The following is a 20,932-nucleotide window of genomic DNA, read 5'->3' on the forward strand; positions in this document are numbered from 1 at the left end:
AAATACAAATGAAAAAAAATATTACCCTGTTCTTTGCATTGCTGTGCCTGGGTATAGCCGCATTCACGGCTGCGGATTTCCCGGAAACCGATATTTCCAACGGCATTATCAAAGCTAAGCTGTATTTGCCCGATGCGAATGAAGGTTATTACCGCGGCGTCCGGTTCGATTGGGCAGGTGTGGTGCCCAGTTTGGAATACAAAGGGCATTCCTACTTCGGTACATGGAACCAGGCCCCGTACGATCCGAAACTGCACGACGCGATCATGGGTCCCGTGGAAGAGTTTACGCCGCTGAATTTTGACGATACAAAGCCCGGAGAGCAATTCGTCAAAATAGGCGTCGGCGTACTGACTAAGCCCGACGACAAAAAGTATTCGTTCGCGACGAACTATGCCATCAAAAATGCAGGTAAATGGTCGGTAACGAAAGGGAAAGATCAGGTGGCTTTTGCCCATGAATTGAAGGACGAAACCGGGTGTGGCTATGATTATCACAAGACTTTGAAGCTGGTGAAAGGAAAGCCACAACTGGTTCTGGAACATACTTTGAAGAATACCGGCTCGAAACCCATTGTGGCGAGCACTTACAATCATAATTTTTTCATGATCGACAACGAGCCGTCGAATGAGAATATCCGCATTGTGTTTCCTTTTGAAGTGAAAGGTGAGGGCAAAGGTTTTGGAAGTATTATCAATGCAAATGGTAAAATGCTGAATTACTCTCGGGAGGTTGGAAAGGGCGACCAGGTTTTCAGCGCTGGCTTGCAGGGCTTCGGGACTACTGCGAAGGATTATGACATCCGGATCGAGAATACCAAAACAAAGGCAGGTGTGAGGATCACGTGCGATCAGCCGCTGGAAAAGCTCGTTTACTGGGCTTGTCCAACTACTTCCTGCCCCGAGCCTTACATAAAGATCGCTGCCCAGCCGGGACAAGAGATCAAATGGAAGGTGACTTACGACTTTTACACCTTTTAACGTAGAGCGGCCGGATTTTTCTAAATTCGCACCGCATTTCAACAAACTAGTCAATGGGTTCGCATAAACACCTGGATAAAGCATCGGCCGCCGGGCTTCTGGTCGCATTAGGAATTATTTACGGCGATATCGGGACGTCGCCCCTTTATGTAATGCAGGCGGTAATCGGTACCAGTCAAATAACCAATGATGTGGTTTATGGGGCCGTATCTTGTATTTTCTGGACGCTCACGTTACAAACGACGATCAAATATGTGATCCTGATACTCAGGGCCGACAATAAAGGTGAAGGAGGGATTCTCGCACTATTTGCCCTCGTACGGCGGCGCGCAGCCTGGCTGACGGTCCCGGCTATCATCGGGGCAAGTACCCTGTTGGCCGACGGGATCATTACCCCGCCCATTTCGGTTTCTTCGGCGGTAGAAGGTTTGCGTATACTTTATCCGGACATTCAGACGATCCCGATCGTAATCGGTATCTTGACATTGCTCTTCATTATCCAGGTTTTTGGGACCACCATCGTGGGCCGTGCATTTGGCCCGGTGATGATGATATGGTTCATTATGCTGGCTGTGCTGGGTATTTCTCAGGTGATCGATCATCCGGAGATCATGAAGTCGCTTAGCCCGGTTTATGCATATCGATTGCTGGCGAACCACCCCGGAGGTTTCTGGCTGCTAGGCGCCGTGTTCCTCTGTACTACGGGTGCGGAGGCGTTGTACAGCGACCTCGGGCATTGCGGGCGGGGAAATATCCGTATCAGCTGGATTTTTGTGAAGACTTGTTTAATCCTCAACTATTTTGGCCAGGGTGCGTGGCTTATCGTTCATTCGGGCGACCTCCTGGACGGCCGGAAGCCTTTTTATGAGATCATGCCCGACTGGTGGCTGCTGCCGGGGATCGGTATAGCTACAATGGCCGCCATTATCGCCAGCCAGGCCCTGATTACCGGCTCATTTACACTCATTTCTGAGGCTATCCGTCTGAACTTCTGGCCAAAAGTAAGGCTGGTTTACCCAAGCGACCAGAAAGGTCAGCTATATGTGCCGAGTGTGAACTGGCTGCTTTGGGCGGGATGTATCGGTATTGTCTTGTATTTCAAAGAATCCTCGCACATGGAGGCCGCGTATGGGCTCGCGATCACGCTTACGATGATCATGACGACGATCCTGATGTCGGTGTACTTGCATGTAAAGCGGGTAAGTAAATGGGTGGTAGTGGTTTTTCTCGTCATTTACCTCGCGATTGAAGGCTCGTTCCTCGCTGCCAACCTGTTGAAATTCACACACGGGGGGTGGGTTTCGCTCGTACTTGCCACCGTCATTGGACTGGTGATCACCGTTTGGCTGAAAGCATACTATATCAAATTGAGGCTGACCGAATTTGAAAGCCTGGAAAAATACATCGGCCCTCTGAAAGAACTGAGTAACGACATTAGTATTCCCAAATATTCGACGCACTTGATCTTCATGTCGAACGCCTCGCGCGAAAGCGAGATCGAGAACAAGATCATTTATTCGATCTTCTACAAACGTCCGAAGCGGGCTGATATTTATTGGTTTGTACACGTGGAAACCACCGACGAGCCCTACACCATGGATTACCATGTGAATATCCTGGCGGAGGACGACGTGATCAAGGTGACATTCCGTCTCGGCTTCCGGATCGAACAGCGCATTAACCTGTTCTTCCGTAAAGTGGTGGAGGATATGGTGCTCAACAAGGAAGTGGACATTACCAGCCGTTACGAGTCGCTGAGCCGGCAGAACATTACGGGAGACTTCCGTTTCATTGTGCTCGAACGCTATCTGGCGCTGGAAAACAATCTGCCTTTCATGGAGGAACTGATCATGAAGATCTATTTCGCGATTAAAAGCATTACTACTTCGGAAGATAAATGGTTTGGCCTGGATAGTAGTTCGGTGAAGGTTGAGAAAGTACCATTGGTGCTGACGCCAAGTGAGAAAATCCGGATGAAAAGAGTGTATAGCTAAGAAATTGAATGCGAAGTATTTCGAAACCAAAGTTTCATTTCAAAACCAACACTTATCTAACGGCTTATCGCCCATTCTGGGTATATCGATACGCATTTTGGGGATGAGCCAGCGGCATTGGTACAATGCCGTCAGGTACTTATGGCAGTCAAAAGGGATCTTTGATAAGTAAAATGATCACTAGGTAAAATTATATTTAGTAACGGACTAGCTGACGAGTTCCTGGAACGCTTTTAGTGCAAACAAGCGCCGGAGTATTGGTAACTTTTTGTTCACTAAACCAGAATGGTCATGAAATACCTTGCATGCATATTCACAATGCTTCTGGCGATTGCCGGGGCATTTGCACAGAACCCGGTGACGCCGGAACCGTCTGTGCCACAGCCAGTACCGCAAACAAGTCCTGTTCCAACGACAGCACCTGAAACGAAGCCTGAATTCAATTCACCGCAATCGCCTGCCCGACCTGCCCAGATTCCTTCTGAGGATACGCTAATCAAAGGACAAAAAAGCTCGGGCGCCGTAATACACGACACGCTGATGCCTACTGATAAGCGAAAAGACCGTTCGGAACGCCGTAAAAACCGTAAAGGAACCGCGGAAACTGACGATACACTTTCTACGCAGCCACAAACAGACCCAGCCAAAAAACCCTGACACAAACAAGCAAGCCCGGAGTCGATTCCGGGCTTGCTTGTTTTAATGTCGAAGAGAGGAACAGTTTTCGGGATTAGTGTGTGTGATTAAGAGAGGGATAGTCATGGCTTTCGGCTTGCCTGTGGGTGGCTGGTTCGAGGTCGTCTTCCCAAAACGGTTGCGTAATCACCGCTTTGTTCTTATTAATCCAGGTACACCAAACCTTTCCACTGAAAATCCGTCTTGGAACGGGGAACGTCGCCGATCCGTTCAGGCTGTCAACAATCTCGACGATCTGGTATTCGTCAACCTGCATTAGCTGGCTGCCGCCTTTTTCCTTCACCCAATCGTCTTTCATAAACTTAAAAGTATCCATCGGTCTTGCGGTTGATTTTATGCAGGGAAACAGGACTCAAATCCTATGCCACGAATTAAACATTTTCAAGAATGCAATGAGTTGAGTGTGTCTATCGAATTAACTAGTAGAACTATTTCAACAAAGCTACGACACAGCAAAACCGCCCGCCTTCCTATCACTCACCCGCAAGCTACGCTTGCTGGATAAAAATGGATGAAGCCATCAATGAATGTTTTATTGAGGATTTGATAGACATTCTTGAATATGAAGGACTTCATTAGATTAGGATTATTTGCTGCTATTTTGCTAATCGGCCATCATTTGCAGGCGCAATGGGGTGCTCCCTACGCCAACAGCTGGATCGACTACGGCAAGCCTTACGTAAAAATCGGAATCCTGAAAAAAGGTTTACACCGGGTCCCGTTTTCATCGTTACCCAAAGGTTTCCCCACCGATTCTCCCGAGAAATTCCAGCTTTGGCGGAGGGGAAAAGAAGTATCCATCGTCAGCACTGCCAACCGGGAGATTCTTTTTTATGCCGTTCCAAACGATGGTGCAAGTGATTCGCTGCTGTACCGGCCTATGAGCTCGCGGGTTAATCCTTATTATAGTTTGTATGGGGATGAGGGGGCGTATTTTTTGACGGTTGCGGATAAACCGGGTAACAGGACCAAGGTAGTGAATGAGTCCATGAACGGAAATGCATCCCTATTGATGTACCACAATGAACACTTGCTTACCGTTTTTCAGCAGGACTATTCCTTGGGAACCAAAAGTTCGGTCAATCCGAGCTTCTTCAACAGTTTTTTCGAATTGGGCGCAAGCCGCACGGGCGAGGTTTATAAGGAAGGAACCGATTTGTTACTCAATTTCAAACTGGAAGACTTTGCCGGTATTTCCCAGAATCCCATTGCCAGATTGCTTTTGCACGGAAGGAGTAACAATGGCCGAAAAATTGAAATATATGTTGGCAAAAACAAGAACACGCTACGCCTTGTCAAAGTACTGGACAATTCCGGCTTCGCCGCCACTGAGTATGCATTTGAAATAGAGCCGGACGATATGGACTCCGGAAAAAATGGTGTGTTATCGATCCGGTCGGTAAGCGGTGAACGATTGGAGCGGTTTTCGCTGGCTTATTATTCGATCGAATATCCCCGGCAGATCAAAATCGGGAATAAACCCAGCATGGAGTTGAGGTTGGGTGAGGTTTCTGAAAAATGGAATAGACTTTCGGTCAAAGGCGTTTCCCCTCAATTTGCATTTCTGGACATTTCCGATGCAGATCATCCGGTTGTGTTAAAACGTGCCGCCGAAAGCCTGATGGTACCGCGCGAGCCGGGAAAAAGGCTGATTTTGTTAGCTACAAGTGAATTGATCGAGGTGGGTCCCGCAAAAATAAAGGAGGTACACTTTAATGCCTATGACCGCGATGCGCCCAACTACGTCATTATTACAACCGAACAACTTCGTGCCGGCGCAACGGCTTTCGCAAACTACCGTGCATCGCAGGCAGGAGGAAATTTGAAACCTGCGATTTTCGAAATCCAGGATATTTATAACCAATTTAATTATGGCGAGCCAAGCCCGGTTGCGATCAAGAAATTCATGACTTACATGCTTGCCGATGGCATTAGGGATAAGTACTTGTTTCTGATCGGGAAATCCATTTCGCAGAATGAGCGGATGATAAGAGAGTTACCGGAGGAGGTGCCAACGATCGGCTTTCCTGGCTCGGATGCATTGTTGGTCGAAGGGATTGCCGGAGCGCCACTCAATGTGCCGGCTATTCCCGTCGGGCGTTTGTCGGCCGTTACCAACGAGAACATTACCGATTATTTACAAAAAGTAAAGGCATATGAGACTAGCGAGCCCGGAGAGTCGGGCTGGCGTAAGAAAGTGCTTCATCTCAGTGGGGGCAAAACTACTGGCGAAATCGTGGAGCTACGGGAAAACCTCCGCGCATTGGAGCCTGTGGTAGTGAAAGGCGTTATGGGTGGGACTGTCAAATCCTACGTAAAGCAGCAACCTGGCGAAGAAGTGGAATATGTGGATATCACTAAGGATGTGAATGAAGGTGTTGGAATGATCACATTTTTCGGGCATGGGTCCACGATCGTCACAAATCCGGATATCGGCTACGCCAGGGATGTTGCCCGTAACTATCATAACCGGAATAAATACCCGGTGATGTATTTCAACGGTTGTGGAGTAGGAAATGTGTTCAGCAACCGGTTCAACGCCAATCCGGCCAACCCAAAAGCAAGCGACCGGATTACCCTGTCGCTCGATTGGCTCGTAGCGCCCGACCGTGGTGCGATCGCGATTATTGCGAATTCATTTGAAAGCTTTGTCAGCCCGGGAGTTACGTATCTCGAATCGCTCTATCGGCATATGTTCACGAATCCAACAACGGTCGGTTTGCCCATCGGCAAAATTCAGCTTGCCGTCGCCAACGACATTTTATCCAAATACAAAGACAAATACAATATCGCTTACGTCCATCAGTCGCTACTGCAAGGCGATCCGGCATTGCGGCTGGCAACGGTAGCCGAGCCCGACTACGCAATCGGACACGATGAAGGCATTACATTGCTTTCCGAATCAGGCGATAAAACGATCGGAGAATCGGATTCGCTGAAAGTAAGCATTGTCATTGCCAATTCGGGAAGGTTTGTGAAAGGTCAGCTTGTGCCGGTTGAAGTGACATTGACGTCAAAAAACGGAACATATACCAAAACGATTGAGGCGGAAGCATTTGCTGCTGAGAAAATTTTGCAGGCAGCATTTTTCAACAAAAAGGATGTCAGATCCATTAAAGTTCAAATCGATCCAAACCAGACGCTGAGGGAAGTAAGCCGCGACAATAACGTATCGGAATTGCATATCGACTGGGATTTCGTAAGGGACCTGTCCTTGTTTTCGAATAAAGCGGCGAAAGACAATATCCCGCCACTACTTTCGGTGAAGGTTAATGGCCGGCCCCTCAAACAAGACAAGCCCTTATGGCCTGAGCCGGAGATAAGCATTGCGCTCTCCGATGACCGGCAACTTTCTCCCGACACGACGCTGGTCGATCTTTTTATCAAACCCTGCACAACGGACGCCTGCGAGTTCGAACGGATCACCTATGAAGGCAACAAAGTGGTCATAAGCGCCTCGGGCGGGGAGCTGAGGCTTAGTTTTCCGACGCACCTGATTCCAGGCGACTACGAAATGTTGGTGAATGCAAAGGACGTTGCGGGAAATGCAGTCCTGCAACCGTATCGGATGGCATTTGAAATTGGCAAGCCGGAAGAGACACAATACAGCCTGGTCGTGAGTCCCAATCCTGCTACTTCCTACTTACGGTTTGAGTTAAAATCCCCGAAGGCGATGTTCGTTAAATCGGTTCGTTACCTTATTTACGACCAGCGGGGAAATGAACTGGAAAACAAGGCCCTAATGGTTTCAAATGAGTCATCAACAACCGAATGGTACTGGGAGAGAGGGAAAGTTGGAGCAGGAATTTACACTTATAAGGTTCTTCTGATAGGGGAGCAAGGCAGGATACTTAATACAAAGAGCGGCAGGGTGGTGCTAGTGCCGTGAAATAGCAGTAAGGGCAGCTTTACCCCGGGAAAATCTTACTGATCATCCGCCCGATCTCCACAAAATCGTCATGGTTACTGACCGACCGCTTTTCTGTCTCGTCCACGTTTTGTTTTGAGAAAGGATATATCAGCAAAAAGTTATTTTCGAGCGCGTGCTCGTTCAGGAAATCCGGTATTAGTCCCATTTTTGGGAAATAGGATTCCATCCCGCGTTTGGCCATAAATACGATCAGCCCTTCGTCTACCGTGATAGCCGCAGCTGCCTGTTCGGCTTCACCCCAGTAATCAATGGTATGCAGGGACAGTTCTATTCCGGATTTTCGTGCCACTCTTTCAAGGATCAGGATGATGGGCGCGCTGGCATAAAATGCCATTTCGGCTCCTGATGACTTTCCGATGTTCCAGATACGAAGTAGTGCGTGAAAAAAACCTGGCTCCTTGTCTGCTTTGGGCGGAATAAGTACGATGTATCGTTTGATGGTAGAAATGGGCTGAGCAGCGTGGTAAATCAGCGTGTTTACATGGTCGTTTTGTAAGTAGCCATTAGTAAGATTGTAAACGAGCGAGGGGGTAAAACCATTGTCGGCCTGCAATGCGAGCACCAGATCCGTGATTTTTTGTTCCTTGATGACATTGCTGATTCCGGTAGCGACATCGCTGTCGTATCTGGTGAGTGGCTGAATCTGAACATCGGCTGCCGCAGCTGTAGCGACTGCTGCATGGAGCGTCTTCTCGGCATTTCTGACAGAAGACTCGTTTTTTTCGTCATTGATTACATTCAATGCAAAAAGCCGGTTTCTGTTGTTCGCCGCCTTAATTAACAAGCCAAAGTTCACGGTCCTTTCGACCGTTTCCTCGTAATTCACAGCAAGCAGAATGTTTTCGGACTCAGGGTTATTACCCGATGCCGTCGCCTCGTTATCGGCTTCCGCGATTTTTGCCGCACTGGACATCGAGACAAATGAAGAAACGGTACATGAAATCAATATCAGCAGGATGCTGCCATTAAGCACGTGTTCGCTCAGCAGGCGTACCGGTTCGCCGCTGTCGGTTTCTGAAACGATAATATTGTAACCCACCATTACCGCCGCCAGTGTCGCCGCGGCTGATGCCGAACTTAATCCGAAAATGACCATTCCTTCATCCTTTGTCAGTCTGAACGTCTTTTGTGTAAAAACCGCCGCCAGGTATTTTCCGCCGATGGAAGCAACGAGCATTACTGCAGCTACGCCAAGCGTTTCGAGGCTTTTGAAGAAGACGGTGAAGTCAATCAGCATTCCTACGCTGATGAGAAAGAAGGGAATGAAAATAGCGTTGCCCACAAATTCTACCCGGTTCATCAGGGCTGAATTGTGAGGGATAAGCCTGTTGAGGGCAAGTCCCGCGAAGAAAGCGCCGATTATTGCCTCGATACCCGCCAGCTCAGCCAGTACCGCGGCCAGATAGATCATGACCAATACAAATATGTACTGAGATATTTTATCATCGACCTTTTTGAAAAACCACCTTCCTATGATTGGAAAAATAAACAATACAGTGAGGCTGAAAGCCAGTACGGAGAGACCAAGGCGTAGCCAGAATGCCGTAGTTACTTCCCCCTGGGTCATCCCGACTACCACCGCCAAAACGAGCAGCGACAGAACGTCCGTGAGCATTGTGCCGCCTACGGTGATGTTAACGGATAAGTTTTTGGCAATGCCCATCTTGCTAACCAGCGGATAGGAGATAAGTGTATGGGAAGAGAAAAGGCTGGCAAACAGTACTGTTGTGAGCACGGGAAAATGCAGTACGTAATAACCGCCAATCATTCCTAAAATGAAGGGAATAGCAAATGTGAAAACTGTAAAAGTGATGCTCTTACCCATATTCTTCTTAAAATCGCCCATGTCGATTTCAAGTCCTGCGAGGAACATGATGTAAAGCAGGCCCGTCGTGCCGGTAACTACAACACTGCTGTCGCGGGAAAGCAGGTTCAGGCCATTTGGACCTACCAGGGCACCGGCAATGAGGAGGCCCAGGAGGTGTGGCACCTTGATTTTATTGAGCAGAAGCGGAGCACTGAGAATAATGATCAGTTCAAGGAGGAACTTTAACACCGGGTCTTCAATCGGTAGACTGCCGATGTGGATGTTGAGCAACGGCATAAGCTAGCGGTTTGTTAAGCGGGTTAGCTCGATGGAAAATTTCGCGGTGCAGGATTTGTCAATACCCGCAGTCTGCATTCCTTTGATCAGGTTTGGGTTATCGCGGTTGAGCTCGACGGTCAGGTCGAGGTTCCTGGTAGCCGACGTGTCGCTGCTGTACCGGAGCTGAATGCGCGTACTGTCCAATGTCGCGGTAAAGACGCGAACCACCTGATTGTTGTTGATCACGCGGGTGTACAGACCTGTCGAATCGCTGATAAATTCCCAGGTATTTGCGCGCTGGTCTCCAATGACATATTCGCTGCAACTGGATTCGCGGCAGACCGATCTGGCGCTCCACAAGCCCGCAATATCGTCGGGCCATTGCCGGATGAGTACCGATGTGTCTCTTTTTGTAAGAAGACTGTCGCGCATTCGGAGCAGAGATTGATAGTCGGCCTCCTTCATGGCAAATTCGTTCTCCCTTTCAAGAATTTTCTGCTCCCGGAGTTCAAGATTACGCTCCCTTTGTCTGTCCCGGCAGCCCCAGCAAAGACAAAGGATCGTCAGGCCAACAAGATAGTATTTGTGATTTACCATAGGAGAAGGTTCTGATGGGAAATACGGCGCTAAGTAGCTGTTTTTCTTTTGTGTGGCCAGGCAAGTTAAAAAAGTATTCTTTTAAACAAGGACAAATCAACCTGAATGTGCTTGCAAAAGGCTGCGATAGCGGTCGAGTAGTCTCGTTTTGGAAATAAAGCCGATATAACGGCCGTTGGGATCGGTAACGGGTAAATGGCCCGAGCTGGTCTGGTCAAATCGTGCTATGACCCTGGCCACCGGTTCGGTATCCGCGACAGTTGCCGCCGGCTGCCGCATCAAGGAAGCAATGGACAAATTCTGTTCATTGGCAGAAGTAAACAGGTATGGATACAGATCTTCTATGGAAATGATCCCGCGCAAAATCCCTTCATTATCGACCACTGCGATCTGGCTATGCCGGTTTTCGTGCACAACATCCAGAAAATTTCCAAATGGCAGGTCGATGTTCACTACCGGGGCGTCCCTATCGATAAATTCCCACGTATTCAGCTGGGAGAGGAGGTTACGGTCATGTTCCCGGGTAAATATTTTGCCTTCGTCGGCCAATCTTTTAAGGTCGGGAGAAATAGGCGAGAACCATTTTGAAATAAGAAAGGCCATTACGCCTACTACCATTAGTGGAATAAATAGATCGTAACCCGAGCTTGATTCGGCGATGAGGAATATCGCTGTCAACGGCGCATACAGCACACCACTCATTACTCCTGCCATTCCCACCAACACCAGGTTGGCGACCGGGACATCGGATATGCCGATGAAATTACAGAATACCGCAAATACAAATCCGAGTGTTCCGCCCGCAAAAAGCGAAGGGGCAAAATTACCACCATTGCCGCCACTGAAAATGGTGATGGAGCTGGCAAAAGCTTTTAATAGACATACGATTGTAAGGAACACCAGAACAGCCCACCGCTGGCCGCCGATCATTCCAAAAAAGCTATTTTCCATCAGTAACCCGACCTGCCCGTTTACCAACGCCTTAATGGTTTCGTAACCTTCCCCGAAAAGTGGCGGGTACAAAACGCAGAGTGCCGAAAGAATGGCTCCGCCGATCATAGCTTTACGAAGCCGGCCGCCTTTGAGATTTGCGAAAAATCTTTCGACCTGGTGCCCGATCACGACAAAGTACCGGGCATAAAGTCCACATAAAATACCCAAAACGAGGTAAAAGGGCAGATTGTAGTAATTGAATGGATGGCGGCTGCTGAAATGAAACAGTACTTCTTCGTTGAGCAGCATCCTCGAAAGAACATTGCCGCAGACAGCCGCTAATACGAGCGGAATAAAGTCGGTGAAAACCACACCGGTGAGCAGGATCTCGACGGCGAACATCATCCCCGCGATCGGCGCATTGAATGCCGATGCGATGCCCCCGGTTGCCCCGGCCGCCAGCAGCAATGTGCGCTCGCGGTAATCGAGCTTGTAGACACGCGCAAAATTGGAACCGATGGCCGACCCGGTTACCGCAATGGGGCTTTCGAGCCCGGCCGACCCGCCAAGTCCGACTGTAATAGCGCTTTGTATGACTTGCGAATACATTTTTACCGGAGCAACAATACTGGAATTCTGGGCTATTTCGTGGAGAATTGCTGGAATTCCCTTACGATCCTGGCCGCCGAAAAACAAGATGACGACTAGGGAGGTCAGGACAATACCCAGGAAGGGGAAAATGGCATAAAAGAAAATCTGAGTCTCGAAATGGACTTTATGGGTAATCAGGTTATGGATGGCGTGCACCAGCGATTTGAGTATGACCCCTGCTAATCCTGCGCTGCCTCCCACTAAAATCCCGGAAAGGATGAGAAATTGTGATCGCGTCAGAATGCTTTTGAGCCAAAAGATGATGACTTCATATAGTTTGAATTTCCTTAAACTATAAGCAGTAAGTCCTCTTTTGAATTTCAAAAATGAATGAAATTTCCTGATCGTCGCCTGTTTCACAGTGATAGTATAGTCATTTACGATACACGCCGGTTAGCCCGTTAAAGTAAAGGTAAAAATCCAGGCCTGGCAAATCAGGCAATGCGTACTATAACATCCTGACCCCATCAAGACTTCGATACTCAATTTAATCACAATCGGTTACAACCAAATGCATTCAAACTTCATCTTTCTCGTATATGCTAATTCACCTTAACGAATTGTCTTATGAAAATTTCAAAATCAGTATTACAGGCCGTTGCCGTTGCAGTTACTGTTGCTGCGCTTGCCACAGCTTGCACCGACAACGCTGTTGGTCCGAACGGCGAAAAAACGAGCAAAACTAAAACTGTGGACCCCTGCCCGGCTTGTGGAATGGGTTGATCGCGCTGATCAATGTCTGGAATCTACTCATCAATTGCCTGCAATCTGGATGCCCATATTTTGCAGGCGTCCCTGCCGTTATTCGAACAAGAAAAGGTGGAGGCCATTGAATGGTCGTTTGATACGCTTTTCAGGTTTGACGAAATCCCGGCATGGTTTACCGACCTGGTGACCGAGTTTAGTAACGGTGACCGGTTAATCGGGCACGGCGTGTATTTCTCATTATTTTCCGGAAAATGGTCGTCCGGGCAGCAGGAATGGCTCGATAAACTCCGGAGGCTATCCAGGCAATTTCAATTCGATCATATTACCGAGCATTTCGGTTTTATGACCGGGGAGGATTTCCATAAAGGCGCTCCGATCAGCATTCCTTTTACTTCCGGCACGCTGGCGCTGGGCAGGGACCGCCTGCGAAGAATCCAGGACGCATGTCAATGCCCGGTCGGACTGGAAAACCTGGCTTTTTCCTATTCAATTGATGAGGTCAGGAAACATGGGACTTTTCTGAACGAACTGGTGGAGAGTGTCAACGGCTTCATTATTCTAGACCTTCATAACATTTACTGCCAGGTTCATAACTTCGACATCGCTTTTGATGACATTATAAAGTTGTATCCGCTAAACAAAGTGAGGGAAATCCACATTTCCGGCGGCAGTTGGGAAGATACGCAGATGCTTCCGGGCAAGCCGGTGAGGCGGGATACGCACGACGAATCGGTTCCGGAAAGGGTGTTTGAATTGTTAAGTGAAGTAATCCCCAAATGTCCTAATCTAAAATTCGTGGTGCTCGAACAGTTGGGCACTGCCCTTGGTGACCATGCAAGTCAGGCAGTTTTCCAGTCGGATTTTCTTCGTATGGATAGCATTATCAAATCATCGGCCTCTGATTCTCCTCAAAAATCCGCATACGCATTTGCCCCTGTTACAGGGAAAGCGAACGCCATTCCACTAGAAGATCCCGATTTATACCGGCAGCAGGTTCAGTTATCGCACATTCTGGAAACAGCCGCAAGTGTGAGCGAGGCAAAGGCAATGTTACTTTCTTCGGACTTGCATAACACCGCCTGGGAGGTTGAAAATTGGGCTCCCTACATGCTTGAAACGGCCATAGCTATTGCACAGAAGTGGAAAAATGGCTTTGCCTGAAAGAGCAGTTTCAATACTCCAGTTTGCAAGTGGCTTCGTTCTACTATTCGTTTCGAAGTGAATTTACAGGATTAGTCAGCGCTGCTTTTACACTTTGAAAGCTCACGGTTAGCAATGCAATAGCTACCGTCACCAATAGTGCCAGTACGAAGATTGCAGGCGTTAGCGCAATCTTGTACTCAAAGTTTTTCAGCCAGCCGTTCAAAGCCCACCACGCGGTGGGCGTAGCCAGGATAAAGGAAATGCAGATCAGCTGTATAAACTCCCGGCTGAATAACCACAGAATGCTCTCCGCACTCGCGCCCAGGACTTTACGTACGCCTACTTCCTTCCTGCGTTGCGTTACCATGAACAGCACCAACCCATACAAGCCCATGCAGCCGATAAGCAGGGCAACTCCGGCAAAGAAGTTGATCAATCGTCCCATCGTCTGCTCCTGCTGGTAAGCCAGCTGGATTTGGTCGTCTACAAACTCCGGATCGAAGAAATTATCTGCATAGATTTGGTTGTAGGCTTTTTCCAATTGTTTTAACGCTCGTGCGTAGTTGTTCGAACGCAGCTGAATGTTGGCCGAATAGTAGCCGGTTGCCATCGTGGTAAGGAACATAGGCCTGATCTGCTGCCTGAGATCCGATTGGTTGTAATCTTTCAAAACACCCACGATTTCCATGGGTACGGAGCTTTTATAAAGGGTTCTACCCAATATATCCGCTGGCTTGCTGAACCCGAGCCGTCGCATGAACGTCTCGTTGATGAGCGCTTCGCGAATTGTCTCCGAAGGCCGCAGGTTGCGTCCGGCAACCAGTTTCAGAGCATACAAACCTACATAATTGGCGTCCACCCACACCTGCTGGGGCGCATAAGGTTCTTCTTCGGGTCGCGAATCGAAGCGTACAATGGTCTGGCTAGTCGAGCCTGACTGAGGCGGCCCGGACATGGAGTAGCTGAAATTATTCACGTCGGGCGAGGCAATGGCCAGGTTACGGAATGCGGTCATTTTGCCGATATCCTGGGAAGGAAGGTTAGGTAAGCCTACCGTCAGGATCGCGTCCTTTCGAAACCCTAAATCTTTCGTCCGGACATATTTGAGCTGATTGGCCACGACAATGAGGCCGATGATGAGCATTTGCGAAATCGCGAACTGTGTGACGACGAGTCCGCGCCTGACAGAAAAACCACCCGTCCCGGAGGTGGTGAGCCGTCCGGCCAACGCCACCACCGGGCGGAAACCTGCGATGATCAAGGCCGGATAGAGACCCGCGATGAGTATCACCGTCACGGCCAGAAGGGCCAGCCAGCCCAATATCGATGGCGAGAAATAGAATGTAAACCGAAAAGCACCGTGCAGGTAAGTATGGGCGAGCGTATGGCCATATTGGAATATCACTATTCCCAGCGCCAGCGCGACCAGCACGATAAGCGCCGTTTCGCCCATAAATTGCCAGAATAACTGCGTTTTTGTACTACCCAACACTTTGCGGACGCCCACTTCCCGCGCCCGGTTGAGCGCCTGTGCCGTGGCAAGGTTGATAAAATTGATGCTCGCGGTGCCAATGAGCAAAAGGCCGATCAGGGTCAGCGACAGCAACAATCCCTTGCTCACACCGCCATACTCGGGCAACAAGTGCATTTTACTGAATGGAATGGCCGGGTACGACGTTTCCCTGATCTTTTTGGGGTTGTATTTCCGGACGAAGGCAATCTGCTGGCGATTCCAGTCGGCGGCCGTAAAGCGGTCGCTGAAAAGTGCGAAACAATGGGTACTTCCATTGGTATTATCGAACGGTTCGTTCTCGGGACGTGCATTAAGCTGTTCTCTGAGCGATCCCCACGAAGCCATAATCGAATAATCCAGGTCGGTATCGTCCCGCTTATCAGCGTACACACCTACCACACGGGCTGGGATACGGGCTTCCAGGCGAACGATCCTGCCTATGACGTCGGTGGTGCCGAAGCATTTGCGGGCCATCCCGGCACTCATCACCACGGTCCCAGGCTGGGCAAGGTCGTCGGGGCCACCCGCGATCCATGTGTAGTCGAATATTTGGAAAAAGGCGGGCTCTACAAATGCGCCCTCGTGGCTCTTGTCCTTAATTTTCTTATCCGCCCGGCCTGCGACGGGTACCGCAATCAGCGGCCCATACCATTCGTCCAGCATGGTCACACGTTCGATTTCCGTGTGCTCGTTACGCACGGCCTGACCGAACGGATACGGGACTCCCTGAATATTGAAGTCGCCGGTAGCCGATGTGAACCGGGATGTAAACTGATATATCCGGTCATAATTCCGGTGGTGACGATCGGTTTGGTAATGAAAGCGGACAAGCGCAAAAATCAGCAAGGCGCATCCCATGCCGAGGGCAAGCCCGGATATATTGATGAATGCGTAGGCTTGATTTTTACGCAGATTACGCCAGGCAATCTTGATATAGTTTCGTAACATGTTTCTGAGCCGTGTCCCTCCGGTTTGGGCGGTTTAGTTTGTTGTTACCCGACGAGTCAATTACCGTACCAAGCACCAAAATCGTGAATAGCAATAAGTCTGAGCCGATTTTGAGCGGAGGACTGTACGAATTCGGACAATCCCTGTTCATTTATAATAGGGTTTGTTCTTAAATAGTCTGTCCTGCATGCTATTTAGCTACCTGAAATAAAAAGACAATCCAAGCCGAAAGAGGTTGCCTCTGATCATCTCATTTATGTTCGAGTCGACAATGATCGGCAAGTTATATTGCGTTTGCAATGCCGCGTACTTCCCGACCCGCAGGCTTAAACCAACCGCACCGAACATGACATAATTGTTGGTATTGATGGATACTTTTTTGTCGAAAAAATCATCCCTTGCTTTGAATTTACCGAAGTTATAACCTGATGACAATTGTAAAAATGGAGTAAACCGAAACGGTAGCACATAATAACGTGCATATACCTCCGGTGTGAATGCGTATTCCTTTATTCCCCCACGTTTCATGCTTATCCAGCTTCTTTCTTCCTTGGAAAATCGATTGGCCAGAGACAATTGAAGTCCAACCACCAGACGATCAGCGACTAAATATCCGGCCTGGGATGTCAAAGACCAGCCTGCCTTTTGCACACTGTTATTGCCGGAACCGTTCAATGAAAAAGTAAAAGCTCCTTTCTTCAAGTTTCTATAAGCCGGAATATCTATTGAATTATCAATTTTATTGGATTCTGTGCCCTGTTGTGCAAATAGGTTAATGGAAAGCATCAGAAGACTGGTAAAAAGGAAGATGGACGCATTTTTCATAGTCAATGTTGATTATTATCAGGAATACTTTAAAATTTAAGGGTATAACCTATATACGGCAGTATAGGGAAAAATGAAACCTGCTTGAATGTGATGCCGGTTGGCACAAAATCTCGATTTCGTTCAGTTTTTATATCCAGATATAAAGGATTGTTTCTGTTATAGGCATTGTACACGCCCAGGCGTAACTGAGCATTGCGCTTGCGAGGAGTTACTACCGATTTGCTTGCGCCGATATCCAGCCGATGAAATGCAGGCATTCTCCCGTTATTTCTTTTATCATATATAAACCTCGGGCCGTTACTGTTTTCAGTGATAAAAGCTGCTTCGGGTAAAGTAACAGCATGCCCCGTCTGGTAAATAAAACTCGCACTTAATGTCCATTTTCTACCAATGCCGTAGTTTGCAGTTGCTGCCAAAAGATGCCGCCGGTCATACTTCATCGGGAACCACCAGGCACCATTGATTTCCGAAAACTTTCTTTCCGACTTGGATAGCGTATAGGAAACCCACCCATTAAAACGACCGGATTTTCTACTCAGCATTACTTCAATTCCTTTTACACGCCCCACGCCATTTTTGATAACAATATCATCCCACGAGGCTGCAAGTAAGCCTGAAAAATTCGTTCCGTCGGGATAATCAATCAGATTTTTCATCCTTTTTATATAACCTTCCAACGACAGATCCAGACCGAGCTGAGGAAGATTCTTATATAGTCCGATGGATAATTGCGAGCTTCGTGAAGGTGTTACCTTATCCGTTGAAGGTACCCAGGCATCGTAGCCGAATCCAAAACCATTATTAGTGAGGAGATGCACATACTGATTCATAATTGCATAGCCTCCCTTGATAGACCAGTTCGCAGGAAGCGACCAGTTTAATCCTAAGCGCGGCTCCGGATTTGAAAAAGTCCGGTTATTGACATGGTACAAGCTATACCGTATGCCAGGATTAAATCGCAAATTGTGAGTAATATTTATAGAAGCATCCGCGTAAAAGTCCAACTGCGTGGCAGGGAATTTTAGTTTTCCCGTATCATCGTGCGGGCTACTGTAATTGCTTTTTGTAATAAAGGGACTAAATGAATGCCGGGTGGCGTCCAAACCAAATTTCAGGTTTGTTCGATTGGAAAGGAAATAATCGAATTGAACCTTGCCGCCCAGATCCGCTACTCCCGCATTCGTGTTTCGGTAAAGCCTGATGTGTTCGGTGTTCGGATTATTATCCTCAAAGCTATTGGTCAATTCACTGGTGTATTTGGAGTAGAGCAAAATGAACCTGGCAAAAAGCCTTTGCGAGAAGATCTTGCTATATCTTAGGGTTGCAGTGGTGTTTCCCCAATTATTGCCCACGGAAGTTTCCGTTTCCCTTCCATCATTTGCGCTCCATTCGCTGTACATAAAGCGGTCAAAACCATTGTAGAGGCTCAAATAAATCTGATCCGTTTTACTAATCTGATAATTGAGTTTTGCATTGAGATCATAAAAGCGATACTTCCGGCTTTCCCCGTATCCGCTTGATTTCTTTGGCCGTAATAAGGAAGAGAGTCCTAATGTGGAAACCCTTCCTGATACGATGAATGAGGCTTTATTTTTAACGATCGGCCCTTCGAGAGCCAGGTTTTGATTGAGAATGCCAATACCTACTTCCCCGCCAAATTTTTGGTTGTTACCGTCTTTCATGGCGAGATCTATTACCGAAGCAAGCCTGCCGCCGTAACGCGCGGGGAATGCTCCTTTGTATAAGTCAACTGATTTCAAAGAACTTGGATTGAAAACTGAAAAGAATCCACCCAAATGCGTGACATTGTAAACAGGGACTTCATCCAGCAGAATCAGGTTTTGATCCGGGGTTCCTCCCCGGATATATAGACCGGCGCTGCCTTCCGTGCCTGTGGAGACACCCGGTGTAAAGCTTAATGCTTTCAGTACGTCTACTTCACCTAACAGGGCCGGCATTAGTTTTAATTTATTCATTGGGATAGACAAACTTCCAACGGGCGCTTCCTTGTTTTTGACTTCCTTTACCGTCAGTTCTTTCAGAAAATTAGCGGGTATTAGTTTGATGTCCAGAGGGAATTTATGTTTGGTAAAATCCTGAATGTACTGAGGGGTATAACCTACAAAGCTGATTTTAATGGAGGATCTGCTTGCGGGAATTTCCAGACTGAAAAAACCATAGGCATTGGTTTGCACGACCGTTTGAGAAATACTGTCCTGAACAGTGGCACCCACCAGGAGTTCTCCGTTTGCCGCATCCCGAACGGTTCCGTTGATAGTTAGTTTCTGAGAGAAGACTGTGTGCGCATTGGAAGCAAATAAAAGGATCGTTATTAAGTATTTTATCATGGTATTTCGATCACTTTTTCATTAGAAGCAAAAATTAGCCCGTAACCATTTTTGATATTGGTCAAGGCTCTTTGCGGAGGAAGTACGAGGTGATCGACGCCCTCTGGCTGATCATATTCTATTTTCGCATAATCAAACGCTTCTTTTGTAACGACTTCAATCCTCATGGTAACCTTACGCGCCCATTGCGGATTGTCGAGTGATCCTTTGCCCGTTTCGATATAGAATTTTATTGGCGTATTCGGGCCAGGCAGGCATGTACTTTTCATTAAAAAAATGGAAGCGAAACGGTCAAAAGTAATTCCAGCAACATCATTGCGATAGGCAGATATCTTTTCATAGGCCCAGGTATGACAATCCTCTTCTTTGGCAGGTATATTGTCCGTTGCACCATAAGGATTAGCCGATACGGTATCTTTCTCATAATAAGATAAGAATGTGAGTGTGAAATATTTTTCTGCCTCAGTCTGTTTTTTTGGAAAATACAGATCTACTAAATCCTGGGGCGTTTGATGGTTGATTTCACCCGGAACGTTCCGGATTCTTAGTGGTTTAATATCCGGTACCTCGGAAGGAATAAATACAGGAGCAGATTCGGCGCTTGGCAGCATCGGCGCTGAAACTTTTACGATGTAGGTTGCTCCTGGTTGTATAACATGATCCGATATATAGATGCCTTTTTCATTGGGTGCCGAAAACAATTCAATATATTCCTTGTCATTTATTAATAATCCCACTTGCGCATCTGCGACACTGATATCCAGCGGAATAGCTCCGGCTGGGTTAAAGGTTTTCGTTACTTGAATTCTAGCGGGTGCCCCTGCTTTGAGTTTTCCCCATAAAACGAGCTTGTCACCTGAGTAGGGAATATTGAGATCGAGATTGGTCTCCTTGCAACCAAGTACAAACAGTAATAGTAAAAAGCACACAAACTTCATGCGTAAAATTTTTAACTGGGTATATAACAGATATTAATATTATTAAAGCCCGGTTCAACCAAAATATAAGGATGTTGCTGATGGTATCGATATGATAAATAGTTTAGGATACCATTGCGTATCTAGTGAAATTCAAGATGGCTGAAAGTATTGTGGCCGTTACAATTTAGGAGTATTACCATTCATTTCGTAATTTCTGATCAAATAAACTGATATCGTTATGATACGCTTTTGCAGCATGATTTTGTTGATTTTATGCTATGAATTATTTACGAGAGAGTGTTATGCCCAGCCGGGAAACGCTATGCCATGTAAAGAAGTAGAGAGGATTGATCTTGAAAATGACCCGGTGAAAAGTAAAATTCTATTTGATTACATCTAATATTGCGAGACCAAAGGAATGGAAGAATGATAAGGGAATTGGCATGTTGATCGAATATATCAATTAAGACGGCAAGCAATGTTGGTTGCCTGCCCCGAGTATAGATGATCGCTACAAGGATAACCTACCCAGGAAATTTGCGACGTTTCACGGCGATATTGTATTGATATTCGAGGGAGATTGAATGCATAACATCAAGCCTGCTTCCGGGGACGAGGACAGGCTGAATAGCTGCTTGGAACAATTGATCGGCGAC

The 20,932-nt window shown here is 47.5% G+C and carries 14 protein-coding genes; 6 read left to right on the forward strand and 8 right to left on the reverse strand.

Annotation, left to right across the window (positions count from 1 at the left end):
• The first annotated feature begins 8 nt into the window (after positions 1-8).
• The 3 genes from AAHB90_RS17595 (at position 9) to AAHB90_RS17605 (ending at position 3,631) form a co-directional block, all read left to right on the forward strand.
• Positions 9-980, forward strand: a complete 972-nt coding sequence (locus tag AAHB90_RS17595; RefSeq protein ID WP_342086508.1) for a hypothetical protein — start codon at positions 9-11, stop codon at positions 978-980.
• A 53-nt stretch (positions 981-1,033) separates the two neighbouring features.
• Complete coding sequence (locus AAHB90_RS17600) at positions 1,034-2,974, forward strand: KUP/HAK/KT family potassium transporter (RefSeq protein WP_342086509.1); 1,941 nt, start codon at positions 1,034-1,036, stop codon at positions 2,972-2,974.
• A 291-nt stretch (positions 2,975-3,265) separates the two neighbouring features.
• Positions 3,266-3,631 carry a hypothetical protein gene (locus AAHB90_RS17605; protein ID WP_342086510.1) on the forward strand — a complete coding sequence of 122 codons (366 nt, stop codon included), beginning with the start codon at positions 3,266-3,268 and terminating at the stop codon, positions 3,629-3,631.
• Between the two features lie 73 nt (positions 3,632-3,704).
• Here AAHB90_RS17605 and AAHB90_RS17610 read toward each other — a convergent pair whose 3' ends face one another.
• A complete protein-coding gene (locus tag AAHB90_RS17610; protein WP_342086511.1) occupies positions 3,705-3,986 on the reverse strand; it encodes a hypothetical protein in 282 nt (93 codons plus the stop codon).
• A 246-nt stretch (positions 3,987-4,232) separates the two neighbouring features.
• Between AAHB90_RS17610 and porU2 the strand changes: the two genes are divergently transcribed.
• On the forward strand, positions 4,233-7,559 hold the full coding sequence (gene porU2 / locus AAHB90_RS17615; protein ID WP_342086512.1) for a putative type IX secretion system sortase PorU2: 3,327 nt from the start codon (positions 4,233-4,235) through the stop codon (positions 7,557-7,559).
• A gap of 19 nt (positions 7,560-7,578) precedes the next feature.
• On the opposite strand, the gene AAHB90_RS17620 is transcribed toward porU2, so the two are convergent.
• The 3 genes from AAHB90_RS17620 to AAHB90_RS17630 all read right to left on the reverse strand — a co-directional run bounded on the left by AAHB90_RS17620 (position 7,579) and on the right by AAHB90_RS17630 (position 12,192).
• Positions 7,579-9,705: a cation:proton antiporter gene (locus tag AAHB90_RS17620; protein WP_342086513.1), complete on the reverse strand. Its 2,127-nt coding sequence runs from the start codon at positions 9,703-9,705 to the stop codon at positions 7,579-7,581.
• A gap of 3 nt (positions 9,706-9,708) precedes the next feature.
• Positions 9,709-10,284: a hypothetical protein gene (locus AAHB90_RS17625; RefSeq protein ID WP_342086514.1), complete on the reverse strand. Its 576-nt coding sequence runs from the start codon at positions 10,282-10,284 to the stop codon at positions 9,709-9,711.
• A gap of 96 nt (positions 10,285-10,380) precedes the next feature.
• Positions 10,381-12,192, reverse strand: coding sequence for a chloride channel protein (locus tag AAHB90_RS17630; RefSeq protein ID WP_342086515.1), 1,812 nt, complete (start codon positions 12,190-12,192; stop codon positions 10,381-10,383).
• A gap of 243 nt (positions 12,193-12,435) precedes the next feature.
• Between AAHB90_RS17630 and AAHB90_RS17635 the strand changes: the two genes are divergently transcribed.
• Complete coding sequence (locus tag AAHB90_RS17635) at positions 12,436-12,591, forward strand: chryseobasin-related MNIO class RiPP peptide (RefSeq protein WP_342086516.1); 156 nt, start codon at positions 12,436-12,438, stop codon at positions 12,589-12,591.
• Between the two features lie 12 nt (positions 12,592-12,603).
• On the forward strand, positions 12,604-13,737 hold the full coding sequence (locus AAHB90_RS17640; RefSeq protein ID WP_342086517.1) for a multinuclear nonheme iron-dependent oxidase: 1,134 nt from the start codon (positions 12,604-12,606) through the stop codon (positions 13,735-13,737).
• A gap of 43 nt (positions 13,738-13,780) precedes the next feature.
• Here AAHB90_RS17640 and AAHB90_RS17645 read toward each other — a convergent pair whose 3' ends face one another.
• From AAHB90_RS17645 to AAHB90_RS17660, 4 genes are all read right to left on the reverse strand, one after another.
• Positions 13,781-16,180: an ABC transporter permease gene (locus tag AAHB90_RS17645; protein ID WP_342086518.1), complete on the reverse strand. Its 2,400-nt coding sequence runs from the start codon at positions 16,178-16,180 to the stop codon at positions 13,781-13,783.
• A gap of 198 nt (positions 16,181-16,378) precedes the next feature.
• A complete protein-coding gene (locus AAHB90_RS17650; protein WP_342086519.1) occupies positions 16,379-17,005 on the reverse strand; it encodes a hypothetical protein in 627 nt (208 codons plus the stop codon).
• A 29-nt stretch (positions 17,006-17,034) separates the two neighbouring features.
• Positions 17,035-19,356 (reverse strand): TonB-dependent receptor, encoded by a 2,322-nt coding sequence (locus tag AAHB90_RS17655; RefSeq protein ID WP_342086520.1) that lies wholly within the window; start codon positions 19,354-19,356, stop codon positions 17,035-17,037.
• A complete protein-coding gene (locus tag AAHB90_RS17660; protein ID WP_342086521.1) occupies positions 19,353-20,294 on the reverse strand; it encodes a DUF4249 domain-containing protein in 942 nt (313 codons plus the stop codon). The genes AAHB90_RS17655 and AAHB90_RS17660 overlap by 4 nt, the downstream gene beginning before the upstream one ends.
• Positions 20,295-20,932 lie beyond the last annotated feature (638 nt).

The organism is Dyadobacter sp. OTU695 (assembly GCF_038440355.1).
In the GTDB taxonomy this organism is placed as follows: Bacteria; Bacteroidota; Bacteroidia; order Cytophagales; family Spirosomataceae; genus Dyadobacter.

Excerpts from the sequence above, each read along its gene's own strand:
- AAHB90_RS17595 (WP_342086508.1), top strand. The coding sequence starts at position 9 with ATGAAAAAAAATATTACCCTGTTCTTTGCATTGCTGTGCCTGGGTATA.
- AAHB90_RS17600 (WP_342086509.1), top strand. The coding sequence starts at position 1,034 with ATGGGTTCGCATAAACACCTGGATAAAGCATCGGCCGCCGGGCTTCTG.
- AAHB90_RS17605 (WP_342086510.1), top strand. The coding sequence starts at position 3,266 with ATGAAATACCTTGCATGCATATTCACAATGCTTCTGGCGATTGCCGGG.
- AAHB90_RS17610 (WP_342086511.1), bottom strand. The coding sequence starts at position 3,986 with ATGGATACTTTTAAGTTTATGAAAGACGATTGGGTGAAGGAAAAAGGC.
- porU2 (WP_342086512.1), top strand. The coding sequence starts at position 4,233 with ATGAAGGACTTCATTAGATTAGGATTATTTGCTGCTATTTTGCTAATC.
- AAHB90_RS17620 (WP_342086513.1), bottom strand. The coding sequence starts at position 9,705 with ATGCCGTTGCTCAACATCCACATCGGCAGTCTACCGATTGAAGACCCG.
- AAHB90_RS17625 (WP_342086514.1), bottom strand. The coding sequence starts at position 10,284 with ATGGTAAATCACAAATACTATCTTGTTGGCCTGACGATCCTTTGTCTT.
- AAHB90_RS17635 (WP_342086516.1), top strand. The coding sequence starts at position 12,436 with ATGAAAATTTCAAAATCAGTATTACAGGCCGTTGCCGTTGCAGTTACT.
- AAHB90_RS17640 (WP_342086517.1), top strand. The coding sequence starts at position 12,604 with ATGTCTGGAATCTACTCATCAATTGCCTGCAATCTGGATGCCCATATT.
- AAHB90_RS17645 (WP_342086518.1), bottom strand. The coding sequence starts at position 16,180 with ATGTTACGAAACTATATCAAGATTGCCTGGCGTAATCTGCGTAAAAAT.
- AAHB90_RS17650 (WP_342086519.1), bottom strand. The coding sequence starts at position 17,005 with ATGAAAAATGCGTCCATCTTCCTTTTTACCAGTCTTCTGATGCTTTCC.
- AAHB90_RS17655 (WP_342086520.1), bottom strand. The coding sequence starts at position 19,356 with ATGATAAAATACTTAATAACGATCCTTTTATTTGCTTCCAATGCGCAC.
- AAHB90_RS17660 (WP_342086521.1), bottom strand. The coding sequence starts at position 20,294 with ATGAAGTTTGTGTGCTTTTTACTATTACTGTTTGTACTTGGTTGCAAG.